This window comes from Maribacter sp., from assembly GCF_039974175.1.
GTDB lineage: Bacteria > Bacteroidota > Bacteroidia > Flavobacteriales > Flavobacteriaceae > Maribacter_C.
The window spans coordinates 58622-71031 of the sequence record NZ_JBDWJN010000008.1 but is presented as its reverse complement, the minus strand read 5'-3'; the positions used below and the strand labels follow the sequence as shown (position 1 = coordinate 71031).

9 protein-coding genes are annotated in these 12410 nt (G+C 39.1%); 5 read left to right on the top strand and 4 right to left on the bottom strand.

Translation table 11 applies throughout. The annotated features are described in order from the left end of the window. Positions 1 to 114: 114 nt before the first annotated feature. The 3 genes from ABJN95_RS06175 to ABJN95_RS06165 form a co-directional block, all read right to left on the bottom strand. Positions 115 to 2058, bottom strand: coding sequence for a thiol-activated cytolysin family protein (locus ABJN95_RS06175; RefSeq protein ID WP_348369330.1), 1944 nt, complete (start codon positions 2056 to 2058; stop codon positions 115 to 117). Positions 2059 to 2285: 227 nt separating this feature from the next. Continuing rightward, entirely contained in the window at positions 2286 to 4139 is a 1854-nt protein-coding gene (locus ABJN95_RS06170) for a tetratricopeptide repeat protein (protein WP_348369328.1), read from the bottom strand. A 66-nt stretch (positions 4140 to 4205) separates the two neighbouring features. Beyond that, entirely contained in the window at positions 4206 to 6083 is a 1878-nt protein-coding gene (locus ABJN95_RS06165; protein ID WP_348369326.1) for a tetratricopeptide repeat protein, read from the bottom strand. A 232-nt stretch (positions 6084 to 6315) separates the two neighbouring features. On the opposite strand from ABJN95_RS06165, the gene guaA reads away from it, so the two are divergent. The 4 genes from guaA to ABJN95_RS06145 all read left to right on the top strand — a co-directional run bounded on the left by guaA (position 6316) and on the right by ABJN95_RS06145 (position 11048). Next, positions 6316 to 7848: a glutamine-hydrolyzing GMP synthase gene (guaA, locus tag ABJN95_RS06160; protein WP_348369324.1), complete on the top strand. Its 1533-nt coding sequence runs from the start codon at positions 6316 to 6318 to the stop codon at positions 7846 to 7848. An 80-nt stretch (positions 7849 to 7928) separates the two neighbouring features. Next, positions 7929 to 10115 (top strand): LysM peptidoglycan-binding domain-containing protein, encoded by a 2187-nt coding sequence (locus ABJN95_RS06155; RefSeq protein WP_348369322.1) that lies wholly within the window; start codon positions 7929 to 7931, stop codon positions 10113 to 10115. A 1-nt stretch (position 10116) separates the two neighbouring features. After that, entirely contained in the window at positions 10117 to 10524 is a 408-nt protein-coding gene (locus ABJN95_RS06150) for an OsmC family protein (protein ID WP_348369320.1), read from the top strand. Between the two features lie 32 nt (positions 10525 to 10556). Beyond that, positions 10557 to 11048: a DUF922 domain-containing protein gene (locus ABJN95_RS06145; protein WP_348369318.1), complete on the top strand. Its 492-nt coding sequence runs from the start codon at positions 10557 to 10559 to the stop codon at positions 11046 to 11048. Positions 11049 to 11144: 96 nt separating this feature from the next. Here ABJN95_RS06145 and ABJN95_RS06140 read toward each other — a convergent pair whose 3' ends face one another. After that, positions 11145 to 12017, bottom strand: a complete 873-nt coding sequence (locus ABJN95_RS06140) for a TIM barrel protein (RefSeq protein ID WP_348369316.1) — start codon at positions 12015 to 12017, stop codon at positions 11145 to 11147. 112 nt (positions 12018 to 12129) lie between these two features. Here ABJN95_RS06140 and ABJN95_RS06135 point away from each other — a divergent pair, with 112 nt between their 5' ends. Next, positions 12130 to 12372 (top strand): DUF3820 family protein, encoded by a 243-nt coding sequence (locus ABJN95_RS06135; RefSeq protein ID WP_348369314.1) that lies wholly within the window; start codon positions 12130 to 12132, stop codon positions 12370 to 12372. The last annotated feature ends 38 nt before the right edge of the window (positions 12373 to 12410 follow it).

Sequence of the window (12410 nt, the reverse complement as noted above, 5' to 3'; positions counted from 1 at the left end):
ATAGTTTGTTAGTTTGGTTGAATGATTTTCCGGCTGGTTACCGGAAAAAATCACAAAGCTCGGAGCAACTGCTCCGAGCTTTTGTTTTAAACTAACTCAACTTACTCGAACTTTTTAATTAATTACCCATGGACCGTTGAATGTTCTTGAAGGTGAAGATAAATATTCCATAATCTCATCACCGGCCTCATTTACCAAGTACCATCTACCGCTACTTCCGCCAAATTCTATAAAGCTGGCAGCCCCAACTTTTTCGAATAAGGTACCGCTTGCATTGGCAGTGTTGTCAAACCAGGTAGTTGCTGCTAGCGGATTTTCCCAAGAACCACCACTATTCGTTGAATACAAGGAGTATTCATCACCAGGTTTTGCGAAAAAAGCAAAGGTACTAGCCCCTACACGTGCTCCAGCCTCAAAACCGCGACCCGCAAATTGGAAATTGCCGCTGTCGCCAAATGAACTGTTTACTAGAAAAATAGAATCACCTGCGTCTCCCCCTGTCGTATAGCTTCCAATAGGTGTCGTTGGAGCATCACCATTGGTAGCGTTGGCCGCGGCTGATTTAGAGTATGCCAGTCTTGAACTAAGAAGGCCAGTTTTATCAAAAAGATAAATCCTACTATCACTTAGTTGTATTGCTGCTCCTACGTTGTCTAAAGGAACGGTACCTAAGGGTGAATTCGCTTCCTTAATATCAAATATGGCCTTTACCTGACCACTATTGCCGTTGTACCAGGCGTATTTGGTGCCTTCTTTATTGAAGACAAGAATGTTGCTATCTGCAACATGCGCCATTGCACCTATTCCACCGCCATCGGCGTCATTTTTGAAAATATCGACTAAAGATTGCAGACCTTGAGGAGGTAAGACTCCCTTCAAAACACAATTTACAACATCATATTCCGTAGCTAGTCTAGTGCCGACAATTTGATCTGGCCGTTCGACGCTGCGCACCACGTAAGAAAGTGGTAAACCTGCCCTAACATCGGTGCTTTCTGCCAATTTGTTGGCAATATCAGCAATATTGGTTTCACCGGCCAGTTGAAAAGTACCGGCTGCGTCACCGCCGTAGGCGACAACTTTTATTTTTAGATCATTGAGCTCTTCCATAGCACTTACTCCAAGTTCTCCTTCAACCTTGTTCTTAAAAGCGCCATAAGCTACATTTAGTTTGGCAGACATTTCTTGTCTGCTTGAAGTAGACTCTACAAGCATATAGAAAATTCGACCGTAGGTTACCGAAGAGATAAAGGTAGCGGCGTTATCTTCTTGAACATAAGTAGCCAAATCCTTTGGCGTTACACTTGGGTCAAAAACCTCGTCGAGACTAGTAGGAAGATCAAAGCTCATTGTATAATAGGATTGATTCAATTTTACGAGAGTTCTATTAAAAGTTTTCTCGGTGCTAAAAGACATATCTGCTGAAACCTTAGTAGTGAAGGTTTGTACATCAAGACCCATTTCAATTGCCAATTGACTTTCAGATTCTATTTGAACAATATCGAGTTGAAAGTTTGCCGGTACTACTGAACCTGCACCTGAAATAATTGAATTCATTCCATCTTGAATAGAACTTTTCTTTACTTCATCAACCATAAAGCTCGAGTTGAGGTTGCCATTATTTAGGTTATAAGAGATGGTTCCTCCTGCCCGTTTTACAACGATGGGCGAAGGTGTCGCATTACGCAGGGTTTTACCCTGTAGCAAGGCCCCTGGGTAAATGACATCCGAACTGGTATCGAATAATGGAAACTGACCATTTCCGTCTAGCACACTTAAGGTTTTTGTGGTGCATACCCATCGCTTTTCAACGGTCTCTCCCTCTTCCTCTTCTTCGTAGTCTTCATTTTTTGGTTCTGACTCGCTTAGCACCTCCTCTGTACGCGATTGCGGGAATGATTCAAAATCAGCACCTAAGGCTATTATTTCTTCAAAGGTTTCGCCAGTTACAGGCGGTTCTATTATTTCCCCGTCATTGTCATCCTTACTACATGCCAGTCCAAAGATTAGGAAAATGAAAATAATCAGTTTGTCGAAAAATCTGTTTTGCGTTTTCATGATACTATTGTTTTGTGGTTAAAATTTACTTTTCATTTTGTGTGACTTGCCCGTTAACGGTCTGCAGCCCTTAATCGGGCAAGAACACAAAACTGTTTCGTCAACCTAATGACACCACAAACCTAGGGCAGTGATTTCGGGAAGTAAAAAAAAGAGGGTGGACAAGAGGTGGACACCTCAAAAATAGCATGGGGACAAGTAGTGGACAGGCTTGAAACGCCCTGTTTCTATAGGCTTAACACCATATCTTGTAAAGAGTCTTCTGTAGCGATACCGAGTTTTTTTCGCAGGCGATACCGCGCTTTTTTGATACCTTCTGAGGAAATATTCAAAATACTGGCAATTTCTTTGGAGGATAAATTCATCTTTAAAAGAGCCAAAAGGCGAAGTTCATTTGATGTGATTTCAGGATATTTTTGTTTGATGTTGCTACTAAAATCTTTGTGTACCTGTTCAAAGTATTGAATGAAATTTTCCCAATTGCGGTCGTCTTGCTGGTCAAAATTAATGGTCCGTATTAAATCTTTGTAACCCTTGTCATTGGATTCAAGTTTAAGGGCGGCGGCTTTTTGCTTAACCGTTTCCAAGACTTCGTTTTTACGAGCTAAATTCAAGGCATGGGTGGTAAGCTCCTTCTTTTTAAAAGCGAGTTCAGCATCTACTTTTTCTCTTTCCAATTTGTTGCGTTTCATTTTCTGACGTAAGGCGTAAATAGCTATGACCGAAAATAGTAAGCCAACTGCCATTAATAAACGTTGAAGGTTGCTTATTGAAGCTTGTTGCTCTAGCACCTTGATTTCCTGCTCTTGAAGTGAAATTTGCTGCTCTTTTTTTTCAGTTTCGTAAATAGTACGTAGTTCTTCAATCTGTTGAGATTTTGTAGCATCGTAAATGGAGTCACTTATGGCCTTGAAGGCGACATGATCTTCATAGGCTTTATCGAAACGTCTTAGTTTTGCAAATGCCAAGGAACGCTGATAATGTCCGATCCTTAGATTCTCTTGAACATTAATGCTATCTGCCAAAACAATTGACTTATTGAAATAAGAAATTGCCTTTGTAGGCTCGTTCATTTCGCTATACGCCATTCCCAAATCATTGAACGCCTCAACCACCTTGTTGGTAGATTTGGTTTGCTGAACGATTTTGAGTCCCTCCTCAATAAGGAGAATTGCCTTTTCATATTGTCCTTTCTTAACATGGGTTTTCCCTAAATTACCTAGGGCAGTAGCTTCGATATCGAGCACCCCAAGCTGGCGAGACAATGCCAAACTCTGTTCTAAATATGCAATTGCTTGGTCAAATTCCTTTTTATAATGGTAGGTATTTCCAATATCATTTAAAGCCTGTGCCTCGTAATACTTATCATTGTTTTCTTTATAGATTTGCAGTGCTTCCTGATTGAATTCTATTGATTTGTCATAATTACCTAAGTAAAACTCAATAGCTGCGAGATGATTTAATGCATCGGCTTTACGTATGGGCTTGTCAATTTTTTCTAAAATCTTAAGGGCTTTGAGGGTTTCAGCGAGAGCGATGTTATGATTTCCCTTGTATATATTAATAGTACCTATTAGGTCGTAGGTCACTGCCAGTCCGGTAGAGTCAATGAATTTGTTGGTGTAAATTTCTATATTGTCTTGTAATATTTTAAGAGCTTGGTTATAATTACCTAGTGTATAGTCTATGATCGCTAAGCCATGCTTTACATCGGTCTGTCCTTCAAGATTATCGAGATGTTCAAATTCTTTTAGCGATTGGTTGTAATAATACTTGGCCGAATCGATTTCATCATGATTGCTATAGTAGGCCCCTATATGATACAAAGCCATAGCCATGCCTTTCTTATAGTTGATCTCTTCAGCAACTTCATACTCCTCTTGGGCATATTTTAAGGCCGCAACAGGGTCATTGTAGAGCAGTGTGTTATAAAGAGCCGCTAAGGTATTGACCTTGAGCGAATCCTTTTTCTGATTTTTATAGACTTTTAAAAGACTATCTAGTTTTTGATTTTGCTGGGCACAGAGCGGGGGAGATATGACACAAACAAACAAAAACCATAAGAATATTTTGGCTTTCATAGGGGTCTGGTATGATTCTAAAGATAGTTTTTTTAACCTATATCAAAAAGTAAATATATCTGTATATTAAAGATTTACTACCAAATCTTGTAGCGAATCTTCGGTAGTAAGATCTAACTTCTTGCGAAGGCGATACCTGGCTTTTTTGATTCCATCACCAGAAATATTGAGGATATTGGCAATTTCTTTAGAAGACAAGTTCATCTTTAATAGCGCCAAAAGGCGTAATTCGTTTGACGTAACATCAGGGTATTTGGTTTTCACCTTACTATTAAAATCTTTATGCACTTCTTCAAAATAACGTGAAAAGTTTTCCCAATTATTATCGTCTTGTAAATCGAAATTGATAGAACGTATCAATTGGTTGTACCCTGAGCCGGCATTTTCCTTTTCCTTCAGTTCTTCTGCTTTAGACTTTAGGTTTTCAAGAGTTTCATTCTTTCGTGCAAGGTTTAAGGCATGGGTGGTCAATTCTTTTCTTTTGAATTCCAGTTCAGCATCTACTTTTTCTTTTTCGATTTTATTGCGCTTCATTTTTTGACGTAGACCATAGAAGCCCAACAGTGAAAATAACAATCCCCCGCCCAACAACAGTTTTTGCTGGGCACTTATTTTTTTCTGCTGCTCCAAGACCGTGATTTCTCTTTCTTGCAGCGCGATTTGCTGTTCTTTTTTTTCCGTGTCGTAAATGGTACGGAGTTCCTCTATCTGTTGTGATTTTTTAAACGTAAAAATACTATCATTAATGAATTGATGTTTTTTCTGGTCAACGTAAGCGTTCTGATAATCCTTTAGTTCGGCATAGACTTCCGCTCTGTTCAGGTAAGACTCAGATAAGATTTCTGCGGCGCCAATTGAATCTGCTAGGGCGACAGACTTATTGAAATAAGAAAGCGCCACATCTCTATCACCTTTTTTCATAAGGGTGTGTCCCAATTGTTTAAGATTCAAGGCAAGATCATCTTTAGTTCCAAATTCCTTATTAATGGGTAAGCCTTCTTCAAGGATTGAAAGTGCTTTTTCATAATTATTTTTGTGCTTATAGGCTTTGCCAAGATTAACCAAAACGTAACCTCGCATTATAGGAACCTCTTTTTCTTTTGCTATAGCTAGGGTTTTCATATAATTTTCGATAGCAGCGTCATAATTTCCAAGTTCCAAATGCACATTGCCAATATCGGAATACGTATGTCCCATATGAACCACATCATCTATGTTATTGTAGATATGTAAGGCTCGGTTAAAGTATTTCAGGGCTTCTTCATAATTTTCCAAACCCATTTCAGCATATCCAACTCGAACTGCAGCAGTTGCAGTGTGAATTTTAAGTTGAAGGGTATTTGATTTTGAACTTAAACTATCAAATAGTTTCAAAGATTCAATGGAGTATTTGACACCAAGGTTGTAGTCTCCCTTAGTAATATAAGCTAATGATTTGTTCCCGAGCCTATTGGCTAGGTTGTCCCAATGTTTATTTTCTCTAGAATACTCTATTCCTGTATTATAATATTCGATTGCTTTTTGGTAGTTGCCAGCGGTGTACTCTACAACCCCTAGAGCATTTGTCATTTTAACGATATATTCTTTGTGTTTAATCCGCTTAAAAACTGAAAGTGCTTCATTGATATAGTATCTGGCAGAATCGTTTTTTCCTATGGTTTGATAATAACCGGCACCCAAATAGTAATTGGCGAAGCCTTCACCATCAGAAAAATCTAGTTTTTTAGAAAGAGTAAGACTTTGCTCAATATATTTTTTTGCCTTCCCAGGATCTGAATAAAGCTCTTCTAAAAATAATTCTTCTAGGGTCGCAACCTTTAAAGTGTCTTCCTCGTGTGTTTTAAGAACATTTAGTAAACTGTCCAGTTTTTGATTTTGCTGAGCATAGCCCGGGGGAGATATGACACAAACAAACAAAAACCAAAAGATGCTTTTAGGTTTCATAAAGGCTTGGTTTGTCTTAAAGATACTGTTTCTTTAGGTGATTACGGCTGCATATAATACTGGAATTTTATATGGATCGTGCGTAGTTGACAAAATATTGATTGTGCTTTTCTTATAGAACGTTGTATTATATAGCTCTTCTATTTTCTAGCATTTCAATACTTGTTAAAAACCTCTTGTAAATATCTAGAAAGAAAAGTTCATCAAATTTTCGATTTTGCTATTTTTGCCCATGCAAAACAAAGTCCTGATTCTAGACTTCGGTTCTCAATATACCCAACTTATTGGTAGACGCGTTCGAGAGCTGAATATTTTCTCTGAAATAAAACCTTTTAATAACCCGCCAAAAGACCTTTCTGAGTACAAAGCAGTGATACTTTCGGGTTCACCGTATTCGGTACGGGCTGATGATGCCCCTCACCCTGAATTATCTGAGATACGTGGAAAGAAACCTTTATTGGGCGTTTGCTATGGCGCTCAATATCTGGCCCATTTTAATGGTGGCAATGTTGAAAAGTCAAATACGCGGGAATATGGTCGTGCGAACCTCTCACATGTGGAAACTGGCAGCCCATTTCTAGCCAATGTGCATACTGGAAGTCAAGTTTGGATGAGCCATGCCGATACGATAAAGAAACTTCCAGAAAACACCGAGCTTTTGGCGAGCACCCATGATGTGGAAAATGCCGCCTTTAAATTTGCAGGGGAAGAAACCTACGGAATTCAATTTCATCCTGAAGTATATCATTCCACCGATGGAAAACAAGTGCTGGAGAACTTCTTGGTCAATATAGCCGGAATAGAACAAACTTGGACATCAGATGCTTTTGTAGAAACTACGGTCGCTGAGCTCAAAGATAAGCTTGGTGATGAAAAAGTAATCTTGGGCTTATCAGGGGGAGTAGATTCATCTGTAGCGGCGGTTCTGCTGCACAAGGCCATTGGAAAAAACCTGCACTGTATTTTCGTAAATAACGGTTTATTGCGTAAAAACGAGTTCGATAGCGTATTGAAACAATACGAGGGCATGGGCCTCAATGTAAAAGGGGTAGATGCTTCGGCACGCTTTTTGGATGAGTTGGATGGGGAAAGTGATCCTGAAACAAAAAGAAAAATTATCGGTCGTGTATTTATCGAAGTATTCGACGATGAGTCACATTTGGTTGAAAATGCAAAATGGCTGGCGCAGGGTACGATTTATCCTGATGTGATTGAATCGGTTTCAGCTACGGGCGGCCCATCGGCGACCATAAAGAGTCATCATAATGTGGGTGGATTGCCCGATTATATGAAATTGAAAGTGGTAGAGCCTTTGAAGATGTTGTTTAAAGATGAAGTGCGTAGAGTAGGGGCCAGTATGGGATTGGACAAAGAGTTATTAGGAAGACACCCTTTTCCTGGTCCGGGATTGGCGATTCGAATACTCGGTGACATCACAAGAGATAAGGTAACTATTTTACAGGAAGTAGACCACATTTTTATTAATGGATTGCGTGAATGGGGTTTGTACGATAAAGTTTGGCAAGCAGGCGCTATGTTATTGCCAGTCAATAGTGTAGGTGTTATGGGTGATGAACGCACTTATGAAAAATGTGTAGCTTTACGTGCTGTTGAAAGTACAGATGGAATGACCGCTGATTGGGTGAATTTACCCTATGAGTTTTTGCAAAAAACATCAAATGATATCATCAACAAAGTCCCTGGAGTGAATCGTGTCGTATATGATATAAGCTCTAAACCGCCAGCGACGATAGAATGGGAATGATAATAAATTTATGAGTTTTTAGTTAAGAAGTATAAGTGGAATGCTTAACTACTGACCAAAAAGTATAACCATTACAACATATGAATCAAGTTTTTAAACCTATACTGCTACTCCTTTTGTTCGCCTTAGTCGGATGTAAAGCAATGGCTCAAAAATTTGCCACCCACGCCGTTAAGAGTGGAGAAACTTTGGAGAGTATTGCCAAGCAATACAAGGTTACACCTTATAACATCTTAAAATACAACAAGGAAATCAAAGAAGGGCAGCAGCTGAGACCTAGTAGCATTTTGGTGATACCTTTAGAGGATACAACTACAACAATCGAGAATACTCCTACTAAATCGAGTATTCCTGTGACAGGCGAACCTAAAACAAATCAAGAGGAACCCATTGGATTTACTTCCCATAAGGTAAGAAAGCGAGAAACCTTGTATGGTATTGCGAAGCGGTATAATATTACTGAGGAAGACATCAAGCGGTATAATCGTGATTTGTATTCAGCACAGCTGAAAAAGAGGATGGTTCTAAGAATTCCCAAATACAATAGGGTTCGAGCTGATGAGAACGGTCTCAATGCCGATGATTATGAGACCTACACCGTTGCTGCGAAAGAGACACGGTGGAGTATAGCGCATAAATACGGAATCACCATTGACAGTATGGAAACGTTAAACCCGACACTGGCAAAAAACACAAGTTATTTAGCCGAAGGGGCCGAACTGATGATGCCCAAAAAAGCGGGGTCTAGCGTTCAGAATCAGGTAACGGAACTTTTTATTTCCTATACCGTGCCAGCAAAAATGAACTTTTATCGTTTGGAAAAGGAATTTGGTGTCAAATCTGACGAAATCGTCCGGTTAAATCCTGAAATTTCAGAAAGAGGCGGCTTAAAAGAGGGCATGGTTATTCGCATTCCGGAGCGTAAAGTTGCTACCGGCGAAGTCAATACTGACAACTATATTTTCTACGTGGTTAAACCAAAGCAGACCGAATTTTCCTTGACCCGTAAACTAGGAATCTCCTATAGAGATTTGTTGGCACTAAACCCTGATTTACAGAATGGATTGAAAGCGGGGATGATATTAAAACTTCCTAAGGAACAGACCGGCGATTTTGAAGTTAGAAATGCGTTGGTACTTGATAAAATCAATTTGTTAGATAGTATCAATGTTGTTATTGCTCCTAAGTTACTGTTCATACTACCCTTCCGCATAGATAAAATGGATGCCAACAACAAAGCCAACACGCGTCAGATGATACAGAAACGAACAGATGCGAAGTTGAGTTTAGGTTTGTATTCTGGGGCATTGGTAGCACTCGATTCACTTGCAGAATTAGGAATTTCAGTGGATGTAAAAACGGTCGACAATCAATTGAGCCCTTTGAAAACCAAATCAATTCTTTTGGGGGAAGATTTAGCCCGATATAGCGCCGTAGTCGGACCTCTAGATGTACCCTCCTTACAAGAAGTTGCCGTTAGGGCTTCGAGCCATAGTGTTCCTGTAATTGCTCCAATTCCGGTAGATACTCAATTGAGTATGAGCAATGTTTTCTTTTCCTATACCTCTGATCAGCTACTTCGAAGGCGTATGTTGGCACATTTGAAATCTAAAGTAGAAGAACAGAATATTGTCATTATTGCCGATAGTACAAATGCAGTAGTTCGCGATTCTATATTGGCACACTTTCCTGAAGCCAAGGTGGTTGAGGTTGTTGAGGAAGAAAAGAACATTGGTATAGATCGCGAAAAGGTAGCGAAACTCTTGTCTGAAGAACAAGAAAACTGGGTTATTGTTGAAACAGATAATTTTCGATTGGCGGCTAGTGTAACTTCAATTCTAAATTCGTTTCACAATTCAGTGTTGGATCCTGAATTAAGTAATAAGAAGGTATTCGTTCGCATGTTCACTACGAATAAAAATAAAGCTTTTGAAAATGACGTGATTTCGGGTACCCATCTGTCTAACCTGAATTTCACCTATCCTTCTGTGTATAGAGAGATTGGTAATGATGCTTTTGTGAAACGTTACCGGAAAAGATTTGGCGATACCCCAGATCGTTTTGCCGTTCGCGGATTTGATATCACCTATGATCTGGTATTGAAATTAGCATTTAAAAATAATTTGATGGAAGTTTCCAAATTGATAGGAGAGACAGAGTATACAGGAAATAAATTCTCGTATGAGAAAGATTATGCTTCTGGATATTATAATCAGGCTTCTTATATAATGTCTTATGAAGACATGCGAATCAAAGAAATCAAATAATATGCTAACTTCAACAGTTACGTATACTGGAAAATTGCGTACTTCATGTGAACACCAACGTTCAGGAGATACTTTCATCACAGATGCTCCTGTTGATAACAACGGATTGGGGGAGGCGTTCTCTCCTACAGATACTGTAGCAACCGGATTGGCAAGTTGTGTTTTAACCATGATGGGGATTAAAGCCAGAGGTCTTGATGTAAATCTGTTAAATTCTACCGCTGAAGTCAATAAATATATGGCTACTGAACCGAGGCGTATTGCTAAAATAGAAATCGATTTGAGCCTTCCCGCAGCTATTTCTGAAAAGAATCGAAAGATATTGGAACATACCGCTAACACTTGCCCGGTACATTTTAGTTTGCATCCTGATATCGAAAAAGCAATTACATTCAATTGGGTGTTATAAAATACATAGTGTGTTTCGGGCTTATAGCGCTGATGAGTTTTCAGTCGCCTCAAGACTATGATACAATTTCATGGAGTGCGGAGAGAAGACTTTCTTGGGATGATTTTCAGGGAAAAGCGCCTCTAAACGCAAGAGCTGCCGCAATCACCGCAAGTGGAATTAGCTATCGCTTTTCTACCTCAGGCACCAAGGATAACATGGAGGTTGATTTTCAGATCGACACCTTTTTTTATCCAACTAAATCTTGGTATCAACCCGAATTAAGCGATGAAGTTATTTTAAGTCATGAGCAACTGCATTTTGATATTTCGGAACTTTATGCGCGTAAGATGAAAGCGCGTTTGGCCGAGGAAACGTTTACGTATAGTAATGTAAAAGCCAAAGTAAAATCTATTTATCGCGATATTTTGAAAGAGCTGAATGACTTTCAAAATCAATATGATGATGAAACCAATTTTTCAAGAAATCGAGAGCAGCAATTAATTTGGAATGAAAAAATGAAAAACGCTCTTAAAATCAATTAATTTTTGCAGTTAAGAGTGCGGTTTAGTTTGGGAGTACATAAAAACGAATTGAATCGCTCTAAGATGACAGTGCCAAGTTGCCTTCAGCAATAAAAATTAAACATCGCAAATAGTAACCCCTTCCTTAAGCGCCGCAATAGGGTCTTCCCAAGTAGGAATGAACTCTTGGGCAACATAACCTTTGTATCCGGTTGCTACGATAGCTTTCATTATAGCGGGATAATACAGTTCTTGGGTTTCGTTAATTTCGTGACGCCCTGGGTTACCGCCAGTATGGTAGTGCCCAAAGTATTGGTGATAATCTTGAATATTCCGAATCACATCTCCTTCCATAATCTGCATGTGATAAATATCATAGAGTAGTTTGAAATTATCTGATCCTATCGCTTTGCAAAGCTCCACTCCCCATAGGGTATGATCACACATATAGTCTTTGTGGTCTACTTTAGAGTTCAATAATTCCATTTGAATAATCACCCCGTGTTTTTCTGCTGTCGGCATTATTTGTTTCAATCCCTCGGCACAATTCTTTAAACCAATAGTATCATCCATTCCATTGCGGTTGCCGCTAAAGCAGATAAGATTGTTGTATCCGGCTTCCGCCACCAACGGAATCACTCTGAGATAATCGGCAATTAATTCTTCATGCAGTTTGGGGTCGTTCCATCCTTCTAAAATTCCTTTGCCTGCACCCCAGCACATTGATGCATGAATGTTGTATTTCTTCATCAAAGGCCAATCTTCAGGGCCGGTTAAGTCCATTGCCTTAACCCCTAATTCATTTAGGTTTTTTAAAAAATCTTCCATGGGAATTTTACTATAACACCATCTACAAGCACTATGATTAATATTGCCTTTGAGTTCATTGGTAACCCTAAGTTCTTTAGACGACATTGCAGCACTGGTTTTGGAGGCCAAAAGCCCGACGGAGGCCGCTGCTGATGTACCTATGAAGTTTCTTCTTTTCATTTTGATAAAGTATTATTACATCAATGTAAAAAACGGAATAATGAATTATTCGTAATAGGAAATTATATCATTAATACATTTACCTTTAAAGATATATTATTTTGATCAAAGTATGGATATCAGTCCTGATAAAGACAAGCTTATTGAACTGGCACATTATCGAATGCCTTATGGAAAATTCAAGGGGCGTTATTTGGTAGATTTACCAGAACCGTATTTAACCTGGTTCAATCAAAAGGGTTTCCCTGAGGGAAAGCTGGGATTTTTGTTAAAATCAATGCATGAAATCAAAGTAAACGGGCTCGAACCACTCATTCGTCGAATACAAAAAGATTTCCCGAGGCAATCTTTATAAAATGTAACAACAATTTGTATCTTTATGCCCCGTAACAA

Excerpts from the sequence above, each read along its gene's own strand:
- ABJN95_RS06165 (WP_348369326.1), bottom strand. The coding sequence starts at position 6,083 with ATGAAACCTAAAAGCATCTTTTGGTTTTTGTTTGTTTGTGTCATATCT.
- ABJN95_RS06145 (WP_348369318.1), top strand. The coding sequence starts at position 10,557 with ATGAGTTTTCAGTCGCCTCAAGACTATGATACAATTTCATGGAGTGCG.
- guaA (WP_348369324.1), top strand. The coding sequence starts at position 6,316 with ATGCAAAACAAAGTCCTGATTCTAGACTTCGGTTCTCAATATACCCAA.
- ABJN95_RS06150 (WP_348369320.1), top strand. The coding sequence starts at position 10,117 with ATGCTAACTTCAACAGTTACGTATACTGGAAAATTGCGTACTTCATGT.
- ABJN95_RS06140 (WP_348369316.1), bottom strand. The coding sequence starts at position 12,017 with ATGAAAAGAAGAAACTTCATAGGTACATCAGCAGCGGCCTCCGTCGGG.
- ABJN95_RS06135 (WP_348369314.1), top strand. The coding sequence starts at position 12,130 with ATGGATATCAGTCCTGATAAAGACAAGCTTATTGAACTGGCACATTAT.
- ABJN95_RS06175 (WP_348369330.1), bottom strand. The coding sequence starts at position 2,058 with ATGAAAACGCAAAACAGATTTTTCGACAAACTGATTATTTTCATTTTC.
- ABJN95_RS06170 (WP_348369328.1), bottom strand. The coding sequence starts at position 4,139 with ATGAAAGCCAAAATATTCTTATGGTTTTTGTTTGTTTGTGTCATATCT.
- ABJN95_RS06155 (WP_348369322.1), top strand. The coding sequence starts at position 7,929 with ATGAATCAAGTTTTTAAACCTATACTGCTACTCCTTTTGTTCGCCTTA.